2 protein-coding genes and 1 pseudogene are annotated in these 18,117 nt (G+C 67.5%); 1 reads left to right on the top strand and 2 read right to left on the bottom strand.

Annotated features, from left to right (window positions below; genetic code table 11):
• Nucleotides 1-5,071: calcium-binding protein (locus JJ959_RS20300; protein WP_292888009.1), on the bottom strand; the 5,071-nt coding region annotated here is incomplete at its 3' end.
• Between the two features lie 387 nt (nucleotides 5,072-5,458).
• Here JJ959_RS20300 and JJ959_RS20295 point away from each other — a divergent pair.
• The gene (locus JJ959_RS20295) at nucleotides 5,459-6,130 is read left to right on the top strand and encodes a glutathione S-transferase family protein (protein WP_292888006.1); all 672 of its coding nucleotides are present in this window, start codon (nucleotides 5,459-5,461) and stop codon (nucleotides 6,128-6,130) included.
• A 47-nt stretch (nucleotides 6,131-6,177) separates the two neighbouring features.
• Here the strand turns inward: JJ959_RS20295 and JJ959_RS20290 are convergent.
• Nucleotides 6,178-18,117 (bottom strand): annotated as a pseudogene (locus JJ959_RS20290) (hypothetical protein); the annotation flags it as partial.

Raw genomic sequence — 18,117 nt, 5'->3', positions numbered from 1 at the left:
CCAGCGTGTCGTCGCCAGGGAGGCCCGTTAATGTGTCGGCGTCTTCGAACCCGGAGATCGCGTCGTCACCTTCGGTCGCCTGTTCATCGGCGATGACGATGTCTTCGACATTGCTGATCGAAAGGCCGTCCAGGTCGGAGCGGGTATCGACATAGAGCGTGTCGTCGCCCGCGCCGCCATCCACGACGCCGCTGTCGCCGGCATAGATCGCGTCGTCGCCCGCGCCGGCAGAAACCGTGTCGGTGCCATCTTCGGCATAGATCGTGTCGTCGCCGTCGCCGCCATCGAGGAGATCATTTCCGGCACCGCCATCCAAAGTGTCTGCATCTTCGCCACCGGAGAGAGTATCGCTGCCTGCACCGCCGGAGAGGGTGTCTTCACCAGTTCCGCCGGTCAGCGCGTCGTCGCCTTCTCCGCCGTCGAGCGTATCCGCGCCGCTCCCGCCAACAAGCGTGTCGTTGCCGCTGCCGCCATCGAGAAGGTCGTTGCCTGCGCCGCCGTCGAGCAGGTCGTCGCCGGAGAGGCCGGAGACCGTGTCGTCACCGCCAAGGCCGGAGAGGGTGTCGCTGTCCGCGAAGCCGGAGATCGCGTCGTCGCCCTCGGTCGGCTGTTCGTCAGCAATGACGATGTCTTCGACGTTGGAGATGGTGAGGCCGTCGAGGTCGGACCGGGTATCGACATAGAGCGTGTCGTCACCGTCGCCACCATCGACCACGCCGCTGGCGCCGGCATAGATCGCGTCGTCGCCGGCTCCGCCGGAAAGCGTGTCCATGCCGTCCGTGCCGTGGAGAACGTCGTCTCCTTCGCCGCCGTCGAGGATGTCGGCACCGGAGCCGCCACTCAGCGTGTCCGCATCGGACCCGCCATAGAGAGCGTCCGAGCCTTCGCCTCCTTCAAGCACGTCTTCGCCAGCGCCGCCGGACAAAGTGTCGCTGCCAGTTCCACCTGAAAGAGTATCGGCGCCCGTTCCGCCGCTCAGCGCGTCGTTGCCCGCGCCGCCGGTGATCTGATCGTTGCCGGCACCGCCGTCGAGCACGTCGTCGCCATCGAGACCGTCCAGCGTGTCGTTACCGCCGAGGCCGGTGAGGGTGTCGCTACCCGCAAAGCCGGAGATCGCGTCGTCACCTTCGGTCGCCTGTTCGTCGGCGATGACGATGTCTTCGACATTGGAGACCGTCAGGCCGTCGAGGTCGCTGCGCGTATCGACATAAAGCGTGTCGTTACCTTCACCACCGTCGATGACGCCGCTGTCACCTGCGTAGAGCGCGTCGTCGCCCGCGCCGCCGGAAAGCGTGTCCATGCCGTCCGTGCCGTAGAGAGCGTCGTCGCCGTCGCCACCTTCGAGCAGATCGTTGCCTTCGCCTCCATCCAGGATATCGGCATCTTCGCCGCCTGACAGGGTATCGCTGTCCGCACCGCCGGAGAGGGTGTCGGCACCCGTGCCGCCGGTCAGCGCGTCATTGCCCTCGCCGCCCGAGATCTGGTCGTTCCCGGCGCCGCCATCGAGCACGTCGTCGCCCGCGAGCCCGTCCAGCGTGTCGTCGCCGCCGAGGCCGGAGAGGGTGTCGCTGCCCGCGAAGCCGCTGATGGCGTCGTTGCCGTCGGTTGCCTGTTCGTCCGCGATGACGATCTCTTCGACATTGGAGACGGTCAGCCCGTCGAGGTCGCTGCGCGTATCGACGTAAAGGGTGTCGTTGCCTTCGCCGCCGTCGACCACACCGTCGGATCCGGCATAGATCGCATCGTCGCCGGAGCCCGCGGAAACTGTGTCGCTGCCGTCCTCAGCATAGAGAACGTCGTCGCCGTCACCGCCGTCGAGCAGATCGTTGCCCGCGCCGCCATCCAGGATATCGGCGTCGGCGCCGCCGGACAGGGTATCGCTGCCTTCGCCGCCGGAGAGGGTGTCTGCGCCATCTCCGCCCGTCAGGGTATCGTTCCCGGCACCGCCCGTGATCTGGTCATTCCCTGCGCCACCATCGAGCACATCGTCGCCCGCGAGGCCGTCCAGCGTGTCATTACCGCCGAGGCCCGTCAGTGTGTCGGCGTCTTCGAACCCGGCGATCGCATCGTCGCCCTCGGTCGCCTGTTCGTCGGCGATGACAATGTCTTCGACGTTGGAAATGCTGAGACCGTCGAGGTCCGAGCGCGTGTCGACATAGAGCGTGTCGTCGCCCGCGCCGCCATCCACGACGCCGCTGTCGCCGGCATAGATCGCGTCGTTGCCCGCGCCGCCGGAAAGCGTATCCGTGCCATCCGTGCCGTGGAGAACGTCGTCGCCGTCGCCGCCATCGAGCAGGTCGTTGCCCGCGCCGCCGTCCAGGATGTCCGCGTCGCCGCCGCCGGACAGGGTGTCGGAAGCACCGCCGCCGGTGATCTGGTCGTTGCCCGCGCCGCCCTCCAGCAGATCGGCGCCGCCGCTGTTCTCGATCGTGTCGTCGCCCGCGCCGCCGTAAACGGTGTCGGCTCCGCCGCCGGCGACGATTGAATCGTCCCCTTCGCCGCCGTCGATCAGATCCTGGCCGCCGCCCCCCTTCAGAGTGTCGCCGTCCGCGCCGCCGGAGATCGTGTCGTTGCCCGCGCCGCCAACCAGGCTGTCCGCACCCGCGCCGCCGTCGATATTGTCCGCGCCGCCCTGTCCGAGCACGGTGTCGTTCCCGGATCCGGCCTGCAGCGTATCGTTTCCGCTGCCGCCGACGAGACGGTCGTCGCCGTCTCCGCCCCCGATGCTGTCGCTGCCGCCGGCGCCGGTCAGCCGGTCGTCGCCCGTGCCGCCGGAGATCGTGTCGTTGCCGGTCCCGCCGGTTACGGTGTCGTCGCCGTCGCCGGCATCGACCGCATTCGCACCTTCGCCGGTCGAAATGGCGTCGTTGCCCTCGCCGCCGGAGAGGATGTCGTCGCCGTCGCCGCCGTCGAGCGTATCCGCGCCGCTCTCGCCAACAAGCGTGTCGTTGCCGCTGCCGCCATCGAGAAGGTCGTTGCCTGCGCCGCCGTCGAGCAGGTCGTCGCCGGAGAGGCCGGAGACCGTGTCGTTTCCGCCGAGGGCGGAGATGGTGTCGCCGTCGGTGAAGCCGGAGATCAGGTCGTCGCCTTCGGTCGGCTGCTCGTCGGCGATGACGATGTCTTCAACGTTTGAAATCGTCAGGCCGTCGAGATCGGAGCGGGTGTCGACATAGAGCGTGTCGTCTCCGTCGCCACCATCGACCACGCCGCTGTCGCCGGCATAGAGCGCATCGTTGCCGGCTCCGCCGGACAGCGTGTCGCTGCCGTCGTTCCCGGAGAGCACGTCGTCGCCGTCGCCGCCGTCGAGCAGGTCGTTGCCCGCGCCGCCGTCCAGAGTGTCGGCATCGTCTCCGCCGGACAGGGTGTCGCTTCCCGCGGCGCCGTCGAGCAGATCGGTCCCGGCACCGCCCTCGACGATGTCGTCGCCGTCGCCGGCGGAAACGGTGTCGTTTCCGGCAAGCGCGGAGATCGTGTCCGCGTCGTCGGTGCCGTCGATGCTGTCGTCGCCGCTCGTGCCGGTGACAGGGCCGGTGACGAAGGTCAGGCTGGTGCCGTTCTCGCCAACGGCGACATTGACGGACTCGAAGTCGCCGTCGATGGAGAAATAGTAGTCCGGCCAGCCGTTGCCGTTCTTGTCGATGACGACGTAGGTGGTGCCGTTATAGATCTGCAGCGAGACATCCTCGGCATCGAGGGTCTGGTCGGTCAGCAGCAGCGTGTCGCCGCTCTCGAGACCCTGCAGATGGTCGCCCTGGAAATGAGAGGCGCGGCCGGCGATCAGGTCGTTTCCGGCGCCGCCGTCGATGGTGTCGCTGCCTTCGCTCACGAAGATGGTGTCGTCGCCCGCACCGCCGGAGATCACATCGGCTTCGCCGCCGCCGTCGAGCACATCGTCGCCGTCGCCGCCGAGGATCGTGTCCTTGCCGTAGCTGCCGCTGAGGCTGTCGTTCCCGTCGCCGCCCTCGATGACGTCGTTCCCGCCGCCGCCGGAGATGGTGTCGTCGCCGCTGCCGCCGACGAGGGATTCGCTGCCGTAATCGCCGCGCACATAGTCGTTGCCGGCGCCGCCCAGGATGGTGTCGCTGCCGCCGCGCCCGGAGACGGTGTCGTCGCCGTCGCCTGCGTCGATGTAATCGGTCCCGGAGTCGCCGGAGACGAGATCGTTGCCGGCGCCGGCATGGATGGTGTCGTTGCCGCCGCGCCCGGAGATGGTGTCGTCTCCGTCTCCGCCGTCGATCGAATCGTTGCCGTAATCGCCGGAGACCAGATCGTTCCCGGCGCCGGCATCGATCGTGTCGTTGCCGCCGCGACCGTAGATCCGGTCGTCGCCCGCGCCGCCGGTGAGCTGGTCGTTGCCGTAATCGCCGGAGATGGTGTCGTCGCCGGCCCCGCCGTCAAGGCTGTCATGACCGCCTCTGCCGCGGATCAGGTCGTTGCCGTCGCCGCCGAGAACGGTGTCGTTGTTGTAGTCGCCGGAGAGCGTGTCGTCGCCCGAGCCGCCGTCGATCCGGTCGTTGCCGGCCCCGCCGGCGATCCTGTCATTGTCGGCGCCGCCATAGATCGTGTCGTCGCCCTGTCCGCCGGTGATGGAGTCCTCGCCCGCGCCGCCGGAAAAGAGATTGGCGCCGCTGTCGTCGCGCAGGTAGTCGTCGCCGCCGTTCCCGATCAGCGTGTCGTTGCCGTCGCCGCCCGAGAGGGTATCGTCGTCCTCGCCGCCATAGAGATAGTCGTCGCCATTGTCGCCGAAGAGGCTGTTCCGGTCCTCGCCGCCATAGAGCGTGTCGTTTCCGTCGCCGCCGCTGAGCGTGTCCCGGTCCGCGCCGCCGACAAGAAGGTCATTGCCGTCGCCGCCGTCGAGATAGTCGTTACCGTCGCCGCCGAAGAGCTGGTCGTTGCCGTCGCGCCCGTAAAGTGAATCGCGGTTGCCGAGCCCGGAGATCGTATCGTCTCCGTCGGATCCGGTAATGGTGTCCCGGCCATCGGTACCCGACATCATGCCGCCCTGATCCTCCGACTCGTCGTCGTCGCGATCGTCGTCGTCGTCATGACCTCGGTTCCACTTTCTTGCCATTCTTCGCTCCGGAGCGTGGCATTCAGGCCGGCCGGTTTCTCCGGACGGGATTAAGACCAACCATACAGACCGCCATATAGGCGCAATATGCAGATAATTTCAATAAAAGTTTATCTAATTTCATCCTATTGCATGGTGCGCCTGTACGGTTGATAGACCGTAACCTCTAAAATTTAGTTATTTTTTTGCCGTGGGTTAACCCATTAAAGAACCTCACCGGACATTTGGACCGGCGCCCGCGGCCGGTCGTTCCGTCCTCGTGACCGGTATGCAACAGTGTCGCGGAAGAGGCTCGCAAAGCTTACGGTTCGCGGGCATTTCCGGCGTCAAGCGGGCGCCGGGCGTACCGTGACGGCTCGAGGATATTTCGCGTTTGGGGGAAACAGAATGACGATCGAACTCTGGGGCAGGCCGACATCGGCACGGACGCAGAAGGTCCTGCTTGCACTGGCGGAACTAAAGCTGTCTTACAACCTGACCCTGGCCAGCGCGACCATGGGGGCCGCCGGGCATGTCGCCAAGGGCAACAAGGCCTTCGGTGTGGTCGATACGGCGGACTACCGCGCGATGAATCCGAACGGGACCGTGCCGACCATCCGGGACGGCGGCTTCGTGCTCTGGGAATCGAACGCGATCCTGCAATACCTCGCCATGACCTACGACCCTGCCGGTTTCTACGGCAACGACGTAAGGCGCTTCGCGTCGGCGGCGCGCTGGATCATGTGGGAGAACAACGAGCTGATTCCGCCGATGCACAATCTGGTGAAGCACACGATCCGTCTGCCCGAGGCGGAGCGCGATCCGGAGGTTGCCCGCCAGTCGCTGGAAAAGCTGGAGAAAGCCTGGCGCATCGTCGAGGAGCAACTCGGACGCACCCGGCATATCGCCGACGATTCCTGGAGCTACGGCGACATCCCGATGACGATCCGGGTGCATCGCTGGGCTCTGCTGCGCGGTACGGATGTGCTGACGCCGAACATCGCGCGCTACTACGCAGAGGTATCGGCGCGCCCGAGCTTCGAGGCGGTCCGGGATCCGGACATGCACGTGGCGGGGTAGGCTGTCTGAGGTTTGGGCGGGGCTTTCGGGCCCCGCCGCCCTGAATTCTAGATGAACTGGGTGTCCACGTAGTAGTGGCCGCCATAGACCGAGCGCTTCAACTCGCCTTCATCCATTTCCCAGAAAGCAATGCCGTTGGTGTTGGCATTGGTCACCTGGATGTCGGCCTGGCCGTCGCCGTTGACGTCGGTGATCGCGGTGATCGACTCGCCCGCGCCGAGGTTCTTCACGTAGGTCTTCGAGATCGCCTGCGCCCCGTCCATCTCCCAGACCGAGACCGCGCCGCTCGAGGTGTTCTCAGCCAGGATGTCCGCCTTGCCGTCGCCGTTGAAGTCGGCCATGCCACGGATCGTCCAGTCGGCGGAGAGGTCGCCGGCATAGCCTGCGTTCAGGCGGGTCGCGCCGTCCATCTCCCAGACCGTGACCGCGCCGGTGGAGCCGTTGCGGGCCAGCATGTCGTCCTTGCCGTCGCCGTTGAAGTCGGCGAAGCCCTCGATCGACCAGCTCGAGCTGAGCGATCCGACATAGCCCTTGTTCGAGGCGACGCCGCCGTTCATCTCCCAGACCGAGACGGTGCCGTCCGTGCCGTTGCGCAGGAACAGGTCGTCGGTGCCGTCGCCGTTCAGATCGGAGACACGCTCGACCTTCCAGTCGGCGCCGAGAGTGCCGGCGAAGTTCTTCGCGGACGCGGTGCCGCCGTTCATTTCCCATACCGAAACGGAATTGTCGGAACCGTTGCGCAGCAGAAGGTCGTCCTTGCCGTCGCCGTTGAAGTCCGCCACCGCTTCCAGCGTCTCGTCGGCGCCGATCGTGCCGGCGAAGCTCTTCTCGACCGGCGTCGCGCCGTCCATGCGCCAGACGGAAGCCGCATCGTTCGCGCTGTTGCGGGCGATGAAGTCCGTCTTGCCGTTGCCGTCGAAATCGCCGGTGCTGAGGATTTCCCAATCGTTGCCGAGGAAGCCCGAGAAGCCCTTCGACGGCTGAGAAATCCCGTCCATCTCCCAGACGGAGACCGCATCGTTGGCGCCGTTGCGGATCAGCAGATCCTTCGTGCCGTCACCGTTGAAGTCCTCGATCGCCTCGACCGTCCAGTTGCCGTCGAGATTGCCGATGAAGCTGCGCTCGACGCTGACCGAGCCTTCCATCTCCCAGGCCATGACGCGGCCGGTGGAGGCGTTGTGCCAGAGCATGTCGTCGTCGCCGTCGCCGTCGAGATCGGTCGCGGCCAGCAGCTTGTGGCCGGACTCCCAGCCCGCGTTGGAGGTCAGCTCGATCTGTTCGACATTCTGGAAGTCGGCGCCGCTGCGCGCTTCGCGGATGTCAATGAAGGCGCGGTCGAAGCCGGCGCCACCGTCGATCACCGCATCGTCGCCATCGGCATAGAGGCTGTCGATGCCGTTGCCGCCATAGAGGCTGTCCGCGCCGTCGCCGCCGGTGAGGCGATCGTTGCCGTCGCCGCCATAGATCACGTCGTTGCCGCCGAGCCCGTCGATCGTGTCGTTGCCGGCGAGGCCGTCGAGCACGTCGTCGCCTTCCGTCGCCGTCAGCAGATCGTCGCCCGCGGTGCCGGTGATCGCGTCGTCCTCGGGCTCCTCCTCGACCGCTTCGGCGGAGAAGGTGAGGGTGGTATCGCCGTTGCCGGACACCGTGACGCTCTCGAACGAACCGGTCAGCAGGAAGGAGGTATCGGGGACGCCGTCCTTGTCGGTGTCGAGCCAGACGCGGGTGTTCGCACCGTCCGCCATCAGGCTGACATCGCCGTCGCCGAGTTCGATCCCGGTCAGAACGATGGAGTCGCCGTCCGAATAGTCCTCGATCCGGTCGCCTTCCAGCTCCGCCGCCGTGCCACGGAAGATATCGCTGCCGCTGCCGCCGCTGAGCACATCCGCGCCGGTGCCGCCGGAGAGCACGTCATCGCCGTCACCGCCGACGAGGGTGTCGTTCGGCTCGGCCGCCACGATCTGGCGCAGCGAGACATTGTCGATCAGCGCGCCGTACTGGTCGGAGGTGCCGTCCGCGTCGCCGCCGCTGAAGGCGATGACATGGGCGCCCGCCGTCAGGCTGACGGTCAGCGTCTGATGCGTCCATTCCTTGGCCGCGTCGTCGATTTCCAGAACCTTCTGACCGTCGACCCAGACCGTCAGCTCGCTGGTCTCGGAGACCTGGCCGCCGCGCTGGCGGGCCGCGAAATCGAAGCTGAAGCGGAAATCGCCGTCGTCGGCCACCTGGACGGTCTGCGCCATCAGCACATTGGTGTCGCCGGACGTGCCGCCGTTCTCCGGATGGCTGTCGAGCTCGGCGACATGGTTGTCGTCCGCCCAGTCGTCCGGTTGCTCCGGCGCGCCATCGACCACGCCCTGCTGGATCTCGATCGGTGCGGTGCCGCCCGTGGTCGGGGTGAGGTCCTCGGCGGTCCAGCCGTCGATCGCGGTGAAGGTGCCCCAGCTGCCATGCTGGAGAGTGCCCGGCAGGTCCTCGAAATCACCGTTGACGATCAGCTCCGGGCCGAGCTCCTCGGCCGTATTCGCGTCGCCGCCGATCAGGGTGTCGTTGCCGTCGCCGCCTTCGAGGCTGTCGTTCCCGGCGCCGCCGTCGATGACGTCGTTACCCTGCTGGCCGTACGCCACGTCGTCGCCGTCGCCGCCGATCAGGGTATCGTCGGCGGCCGCCGAGGCGCTCGGGTCGGTGGTGACCTGAATGCTCCGGATCAGGTAGTCGCTGCTGTCCTGCGCGTTGCCGTCGTCGCCGCCCGCATAGTCGGTCGCGGAGAAGACCAGCCTGTCGAAGCCGCCGTCCACGTTGATCGAGACGGTGGTCTCGTCGCCGCTTGCCGCGGTGAAGTCCGCCTCGCCGACGAGCTGTCCGTCGCGATACGCCGCCCAGTGGCCCTGCTCTCCGCCATTTCCTTCGGTGGAGAAGAGGCGGAGGATCTCGACAGACGCACCGTTTGCGATGTTGTCGAAATCGACGATCAGTTCCTCGGAGAAGCCGAGGGCGGGGTCGTAGCCGAGCTGGTCCGGGATGCCGCCCGGGGTCATCGTGCCCTCGACGCCGAGCGCGTCGCGTTCGATGACGATATTGTCGACGCTGGCCTCGCTCTGGCTGCCGTTTTCGAGCGCGCGGGTTGCCGTCACAGTAAAGCCGCTGCCGGTCTCGCCGAAGTTGGAGCTGTCGATGCGAATGGTCTCGGGCTCGCCGGCGGACGCGGTCGCGCCGTCACCATAAAGCACGTCATTGCCGTCGCCGCCTTCGAGACGGTCGCTGCCGAGGCCGCCGCTCAGCGTGTCCTCGCCGGCACCGGCGGTCAGCGTGTCGTTGCCTTCGCCGCCATCGAGCAGATCGTTGCCGGTTCCGCCGCCGAGCGTGTCGTCGCCCTCGTTGCCGAGCACGGTGTCGTCGCCCGCCGCGCCGGTTACGGTGTCGTTGCCCGCGCCGCCGGACAGCAGGTCGTTGCCGTGGCCGCCGTCGATCGTGTCGTCGCCGCCGAGCCCGTCGATCGTGTCGTCGAGCATGCTGCCGCTCAGGCTGTCGTCGCCCTCGGTCGCGGAGAGCTCTGCCGGCTCCGCGGCCGTGAAGCTCATCGTGGTCTTGCCGTAGGCGTAGGAGGTTTCCACCGCGGTGAAGGCACCGGTCATGGTGAAGACCGCTTCCGGACGGCCGTTGCCGTTGGTGTCGATCGAGACCGTGGTGTTCCCGTTCTCGACCGTCAGCGTGACATCGTCCTCATCGAACCGGCAGTTCGCGATCACCAGGTCGCCATCTTCGGCATTGTAGTCGGCGAGCGTGTCGCCATCGAGTTCGGAGAGCGTGCCGAAGAAGGTGTCCGCGCCCGCGCCGCCCTCAAGGGTGTCGCTGCCGGATTCGCCTTCGATCCAGTCGTTACCGTCGCCGCCACGGAGCAGGTCGTTGCCGCTGCCCGCGGTCAGGATATCGTTGCCCGCGCCGCCATCCAGCGTGTCGTCGCCGCGTCCGCCGCCGAGGCTGTCGCGGCCGTCGCCGCCATAGACGATGTCGTTGCCGTCGCCGCCGGTCAGCGTGTCGTTGCCGGCACCGCCATCGAGCGTGTCGTCGCCGTCGTCGCCGGAAACGCTGTCGTCGCCATCGCCGCCGGACAGCGCGTCATTGCCGTCATTGCCGCGGATATAGTCGTTGCCCGCGCCGCCATCGACATCGTCGTCGCCCTTGCCGGCGATGACGTAATCCGCGCCTTCGCCCGCCACGACAGTGTCGTCGCCATCGTCGGCGAAGACCTTGTCGTCGCCGTCGCCGCCATCGATCACGTCGTTGCCGGCACCGCCCGAGAGCGTATCGCGGTCATCGCCGCCGTCGATCGTGTCGTCGCCGTCGCCGCCGAAGAGCTGGTCTTTGCCGTTGCCGCCGGAAACCGCGTCGTCGCCGTCGTTTCCGAAGACGGTGTCGTTGCCGTCGCCGCCGTCGAGGACGTCGTTGCCGGCCTCACCGCTCAGCGCGTCGTGGCCTTCGCCGCCATCGATCGTGTCGTCGCCCTCGCCGCCGCCGACCTGGTCGTGGCCCTCGCCGCCGTCGATGAGATCGTTGCCGTCGCCACCGAAGATCCGGTCGTGGTTCTGGCCGCCGTCGATCGTGTCCTCGCCGTCGCCGCCGGAAATCTGGTCGTTTCCGTGGCCGCCGTCGATCAGGTCGTTGCCTTCGCCGCCGGAGAGATAATCGTTGCCGGTATCGCCGCTGAGCGTGTCGTCGCCGGTGCCGCCATCCAGCACGTCGGCGCCTTCGCCGCCATCCAGCAGGTCGTTGCCTTCGCCGCCGGAGAGACGGTCGTAACCTTCCTCGCCGGAAAGCGTGTCGTCGCCGTCCTCGCCATAGATCCGGTCATTGCCCTGGTTGCCGTAGACGACGTCGTCGCCTTCGCCGCCATGGACCGTGTCGTCATTCTGCAGCGCCGAGACGGTATCGTCGCCCTCGGTACCGGTGATGTCGTCGGAATGCGGGGTGCCGATGATGACCCGGCCCTGGACTTCCTCGGTGAAGACGAGGTCTGTTCCGCCGCCGTTCCCTGTTGCGATCACGCCGCGATATTCGCCGTCGATGGTGAAGCTGGCGTCCGCGCCGCCGCCGTCGATCTCGACGGTCGTCCGGCCGTTCGCGACGGTCAGGGTGATGTCGTCCGCATCGAGGCTGGCATCGGTCACGCGGACTACTTCGCCGCCCTGGTAATCCTCGATCGTGTCGCCGTCGAGCTCCGCCGCGGTGCCGCGGAAGAGATCCTGGCCCTCGCCGCCGACCAGCGTGTCCGTGCCGGTGCCGCCGTTCAGCGTGTCCGCGCCGGCGCCGCCTTCGAGGCTGTCGTCGCCGCTGTTGCCGTCGAGCCGGTCGTCGCCGTCTCCGCCATCGAGCCTGTCGTTTCCGGAATTGCCCGCGAGCCAGTCGTTGTCGGCGCCGCCGTCGAGGGAGTCGTCGCCCTGGTTGCCCCAGAGCACGTCGTTGCCGTCGCCGCCGATCAGGGTGGCGTCCTGATAGTCGTAGCGGTTGCTGGCGAGATCGAGCACGTCGTCGCCGGCGCCGCCGTCGATCACCTCGATGCCGCCGAGCCGCTCGCCGCCGAAATCAAGGGCGATATTGTCGTTGCCGTCGGTACCGGTGAGGGTATCGATGCCGTTCACGCCGTCATCGAAGTAATTGTCGTACTGGGCGTGGCCCGGATCGGTCGGCTGGAAGCTCTCCGCGTCGCCGACAAGGGTCGGGTTCTCTGGATCTCCGGTCTGGTAGTGGCGGATGGCGCTGCCGGAGTCGGCGTTCCATTGATAGAGGTCGCCGTCCTCGCCGCCGTTCAGGTTGTCGCGGCCGTCTCCGCCCGCAAGCGTGTCGGAGCCGGCGCCGCCGACCAGCGTGTCGTTGCCCGCGCCGCCATCGAGACGGTCGTCGCCCGCATCGCCGGAAAGCTTGTCGTTGCCGTCATTGCCGGACAGCACATCGTCGCCGTCGCCGCCTTCGAGCACGTCGTTTCCGGCGCCGCCGTCGAGCGTGTCCTCGCCGGCGCCCGCGGTCAGCGTGTCGTTTCCGGTGCCGCCGTCGAGGTTGTCATTGCCGGTGCCGCCGCCGAGCGTGTCTTCGCCGGCGCCGCCCAGCACGGTGTCGTCGCCCGCGCCGCCGGTGACGGTGTCGTTGCCGTCCCCGCCATCGACCAGGTCGTTGCCGTCGCCGCCGTCGATCGTGTCATCGCCGCCGAGGCCGGTGATGGTGTCGTCGCCCTCGGTGCCGGTCAGGCTGTCATCGCCTTCGGAGGCGGTGATGTCCGGTGAGAAGGAGAGGGAGGTGCTGCCGCCGTCCGTCACCGCGGTGACCGAGTGGAATTCGCCGGTCAGGGTGAAAGTGGCGTCGGTGCTGCCATCGTTGTTGGCGTCGATCCGGACCGTGGTTTCGCCGTTCTCGTAGGTCAGCGAAACCGCGCTCTCGTCGAACTCGGCGTTGGCGATGACCAGGTCGCCCTCTTCCGGGTCGTAGTCGGTGATGCTGTCGCCGTTCAGGTCCGTGAGGCTGCCGACGAAGCTGTCCGCGCCGGCGCCGCCGGCCAGTTCGTCGCTGCCCTGGCCGCCTTCGAGCACGTCATTGTCGTCGCCGCCGGAGAGCACGTCGTCGCCGATGCCGCCGGAAAGCTCGTCCGCGTCGGCACCGCCGATCAGCCTGTCCGTGCCTTCGCCGCCTTCGAGCGTGTCGCTGCCGGCACCGCCGTCCAGCGTGTCCGCGCCGTTGCCGCCGACGAGATCGTCGTCGCCGTCGCCGCCCGCGAGCGCGTCATTGCCGGTGCCGCCGTCGAGCGCGTCGATACCCGAACCGCCGAGCAGCGTGTCATCGCCGTCGCCCGCGACCAGCGTGTCGTCGCCGTCGCCGCCATCCATGGCGTCGTTGCCGGTATGGCCGTCGAGGCTGTCGTCGCCGCTGCCGCCGTCCAGCACATCGTTGCCGTCGCCGGCGGAGAGCGTGTCGTCGCCCGCGTCGCCGGAGAGCGAGTCATCGCCGGTATGGCCGTCGAGGCTGTCATTGCCGTCGCCGCCCTCGAGGACGTCGTTTCCGTCACCGCCTGCAAGCGTGTCCTGGCCCGCACCCGCAGTCAGGATGTCATTACCGGTATGGCCGGAGAGGATGTCGTTTCCGTCGCCGCCGCCGAGCGTGTCGTTACCCTCGCCGCCGAGCACGGTGTCGTCACCCGCGCCGCCGGTGACCGTATCGTCGCCGAGCCCGCCGTCGACCAGATCGTCGCCGTCGCCGCCATCGAGCGTGTCGTTGCCCTGGCCCGCGGTCAGGATGTCGTCACCGCTGCCGCCGTCGAGGCTGTCATCGCCAAGGCCGCCGCCGAGCGTGTCATTGCCGGCTCCGCCGAGCACGGTGTCGTCGCCATTGCCGCCGGTGACCGTGTCGTCGCCGTCCATGCCGTCGAGCAGATCGTTGCCGTCGCCGCCGTCGATGGTGTCGTTACCGGCCAGACCGGTGATGGTGTCGTCGCCACTGGTGCCGACCAGGCTGTCGTCGCCCGGCGTCGCGGTGACGTCCGGCGAGAAGCTGATCGAAGTCGCGCCGTTTTCCGTCGTCGTGGTGACCGAGTGATATTCGCCGGTGACCGTGAAGGTCGCCTGCTCGCCGCCCGCGTCGATCGTGACGCTGGTCTGTCCGTTCGCGTAGTCGAGGCTGACCGCATCGTCGCCGAATTCGGCATTGGCGATCACCAGATCGCCTTCGTCGGCGTCATAGTCGGAAATCAGGTCGCCATTCAGGTCTGAGAGATCACCGACAAAGTTGTCTGCGCCCGCACCGCCCTCAAGCGTATCCGCTCCGGCACCGCCTTCCAGAATATCGTTGCCCGCGCCGCCGGAAAGCGTGTCGTTGCCGCCGTCGCCCGAGAGGCTGTCGCTGCCGTCGCCGCCTGAAAGCCGGTCGTTGTCGGTGCCGCCTTCCAGGACATCATTGCCGCTACCGCCGACCAGCGTGTCATCGCCCGCACCGGCTGTGAGGGTGTCGTTTCCTGTGCCGCCATCGAGGCTGTCATTGCCGTCGCCGCCGCCGAGCGTGTCCTCGCCGTCGCCGCCGAGCACGGTGTCGTCGCCCGCACCACCGGTGACCGTATCGTTGCCTTCCATGCCGTCGACGAGGTCGTTTCCGTCGCCGCCATCTATGGTGTCGTTGCCCGCCAGGCCGGTGATGGTGTCGTCGCCACTGGTGCCAACCAGGCTGTCGTCGCCCGGCGTCGCGGTGACGTCCGGCGAGAAGCTGATGGAGGTGCGGCCGTCCGCCGTAGATGTCGTGACCGAGTGGAATTCGCCGACTAGCGTGAAAGTCGCTTCCTCGCCATCCGTCGAGATCGTGACGGTGGTCTCGCCATCTTCGTAAGAGAGGGAAACAGCGTCTTCATTGAATTCGTTGTAGAGGACGACGAGGTCGCCTTCTTCAGGATCGTAGTCCGTAATGGTGTCGCCGTTCAGCTCGCTGAGCAGAGTGCTGGTGAAGTTGTCGGCTCCGGCGCCGCCAGCCAGGGTGTCCGAACCAGCGCCGCCGTCGAGGAACATGTCGTCCCCGTCGCCACCATTGACGAAGTCGTCGCCATCCATCCCGAAGATCGCGTCGTTTCCTGCGCCTCCTTCGAGACTGTCGTTGCCTTTATCGCCGATCATGTGATCGTTGCCGCTGCCACCGATCAGCGTGTCATTACCTTCGCCGCCACCCAGTCCGTCGTCGCCATCGCCGCCATCGACGAAGTCATCCCCGTCTCCGCCAGCGATGTTGCCGTCATCACCTTCGCCACCGATCACGGTGTCGTTGCCGGCACCGCCTTCAAGCCAGTCGTTTCCATCGCCGCCGTAAAGGACGTCGTCCCCTTCTCCGCCATCGGCGTAATCATTGCCGCTACCGCCGACCAGCGTGTCATCGCCCGCACCGGCCGTCAGTGTGTCGTTGTCCGCGCCGCCGTCGAGGCTGTCATTGCCGAGGCCGCCACCGAGCGTGTCCTCGCCGTCGCCGCCGAGCACGGTGTCGTCGCCCGCACCTCCGGTGACGGTGTCGTTACCTTCCATGCCGTCGACGAGATCATTGCCGTCGCCGCCGTCGATGGTGTCATCGCCGGCAAGGCCGGTGATGGTGTCGTCGCCGTCCGTGCCGGTCAGGCTGTCCGGACCCGGAGTCGCGGTGACGTCCGGCGAGAAGCTGATCGAGGTGGCGCCGTTCTCCGTCGTCGTGGTGACGGAGTTGTATTCGCCGTTGACCGTGAAGGTCGCGCTCTCGCCGCCTGCGTCGACGGTCACCATTGTCTGGCCGTTCGCATGGGAGAGGCTGACCGCGTCGTCGCCGAATTCGGCATTCGCGATCACGAGATCGCCCTCGGCCGCATCGTAGTCCGCGATGCTGTCGCCGTTCAGGTCGGAAAGATCGCCGACGAAGCTGTCCGCGCCGTCGCCGCCCGTCAGTTCGTCCGCGCCCGCGCCGCCTTCCAGCAGGTCGTCGCCGCTGCCGCCGACAAGGGTGTCGGTGCCGTCGCCGGCCGTCAGGACGTCGTTGCCGTCGCCGCCATCGAGGCTGTCTTCGCCGCTGCCGCCGCCGAGCGTATCGTCGCCGGAACCGCCAATGACGGTATCGTCGCCGTCCGCGCCGGTCAGCGTGTCGTTGCCCGCGCCACCGTCGACGAGGTCGTTGCCGTCGCCGCCCGTCATGGTGTCGTCGCCATCGCCGCCGAGCAGCGTGTCGTCGCCGGAACCGCCGTCGATCAGATCGTTTCCGGATCCGCCGTCGACGCTGTCGGCGCCGTAGCCGGCCTCGACGGTGTCGTCGCCGTCCTCGGCCAGGATCGTGTCGGCGCCGAGGGAGACCTCGCTCTCGGTGGTGAACTCGATGCTCTTGACCAGATAGTCGCTCGAGTCGCTGCTGCCGCTCGGGCCGTTCGCATAGTCGGTGGCGGTAAAGACCAGCTTGTCGAAGCCGCCGTCGACATCGATCGACAGCGTGACCGAGCTGCCGCTACCGGCCTGGAAGTCGGATTCGCCGACCATCTGGCCGTCGCGCCAGGCCGTCCAGTGACCCTGCTCGCCGCCGCTACCCTCGTTCTGGAACAGGCGGGTGATCTCGACGCTCGCGCCGGTCGCCATGTTGTCGAACTCGACGATCAGCTCCTCGGAGAAGCCGAGACCCGGATCGTAGCCGAGCTGACCGCCCGGACCGCCGGTATTGCCCTCGACACCGAGACCGTCGGAGCTCGTCGTCACATTGTCGACGCTCGGCTCGCTGCGGCTGCCATCCGGAAGCGAACGCGTCGCGGTGATGCGGAAGCCGCTGTCGGTGGAGGAGAAGTTGCTGGCGTCGATGCGGCCGGTCTCGACCACCGGATCGGTGGCTTCGGTGCTGTCGCCGTCGCCGGAGAGGCTGTCGTTTCCAGTGCCGCCCTCGAGACGGTCGTTTCCGGCACCGCCGACGAGCGTATCGTCGCCTTCGCCAGCGGTGAGCGTATCATCGCCAGTGCCGCCGTCGAGGCTGTCATTGCCGAGACCGCCGCCGAGCGTGTCGTCACCCTCGCCGCCGAGCACGGTGTCGTCGCCCGCGCCGCCGGTGACCGTATCGTTACCCTCCATGCCGTCGACGAGGTCGTTGCCGTCGCCGCCGTCGATGGTGTCATCGCCCGCCAGGCCCGTAATCGTGTCGTCGCCGTCCGTTCCGGTGAGGCTGTCGTCATACGGCGTCGCGCCGCCGACGGTATCGTTACCCTCGCCACCGGAAACCGTGTCATTGCCATCGCCGCCGGAGACCGTGTCGTTGCCGCCACCGCCGGAGACCGTGTCGTTGCCGCCACCGCCGGAGACCGTGTCGTTGCCGCCACCGCCGGAGACCGTGTCATTGCCGTCGCCACCGGAAACCGTGTCATTGCCGTCGCCACCGGAAACCGTGTCGTTGCCGCCACCGCCGGAAACCGTGTCATTGCCGCCGCCGCCGGAAACGGTGCTGTTGCCGAAGAACAGCTTGGTGTCGCCGTTGACCTCGGTCGTGGTGACGGTGTTGTAGTCGCCGAGCACAGTGAAGGTCGTATTGGCGTTGCCGTCGCCGTCGGTGTCGACGGAAACCGTGGTCCGGCCGTCGACGGTTTCGAAGGTGAAATCGTCGGGGCCGACGATCGCGCCGTCGATCCGGATGACGTCGCCCGCATCCTGGTTGTAATCGGCGATGGTCTCGCCATTCAGCTCGTCCGCTGTACCCGCGAAGGTATCCGAGCCGTCGCCGCCATAAAGCAGGTCTGAGCCTGCGCCGCCGCGCACTTCGTCGTTGCCAGCGCCGCCGAGCACCGTGTCGTCGCCGTCGCCGCCGTCGACATAGTCTTCGCCCGCGCTGCCGAACAGCAGATCCCGGCCTTCTCCGCCCTCGACCCTGTCGTCGCCGGCACTGCCAACCAGCGTATCGCTGCCCGCGCCGCCGAGCATGGTGTCGTTGCCTGCGTCGCCAAGCGCCAAGTCGTCGCCCTCGCCGCCGATCATGGAATCGTCGCCGTCGCCGCCGACCAGCGTGTCGTTTCCGGTCTCGCCATCGATAGAATCGTTGCCGAGGCCGCCGAAGATCATGTCGTTGCCAGCACCGCCGTCGAGCACGTCGTTGCCGTTCGCCGCAACGGAGTCATCGCCAGAATCGCCGACGATCACGTCATCGTCACCGCTACCGCCTGTGACCGTATCGCTACCTTCGCCGCCGGTGACCGTGAAATCGCCTTCGTCGAAACCGCCGTCACTGCCACCGGTCGTGTCGTCCCCGCCAGCCGTAGTGTCGTCCCCGCCAGCGGTCGTATCGTCGCCGCCAGCGGTCGTATCGTCGCCGCCGGCAGTCGTATCGTCGCCGCCAGCAGTCGTGTCATCGCCACCCGCGGTCGTGTCGTCCCCGCCAGCGGTCGTATCGTCGCCGCCTGCAGTCGTGTCGTCGCCGCCGGCAGTCGTGTCGTCGCCGCCAGCAGTCGTGTCATCGCCGCCCGCGGTCGTGTCGTCGCCGCCAGC

It is taken from the genome of Nisaea sp., assembly GCF_017640745.1.
In the GTDB taxonomy this organism is placed as follows: Bacteria; Pseudomonadota; Alphaproteobacteria; order Thalassobaculales; family Thalassobaculaceae; genus Nisaea.
This window is presented reverse-complemented; position numbering and strand designations above follow the sequence as displayed.

Coding starts and splice junctions, on each gene's coding strand:
- JJ959_RS20295 (WP_292888006.1), top strand. CDS start 5,459: ATGACGATCGAACTCTGGGGCAGGCCGACATCGGCACGGACGCAGAAG.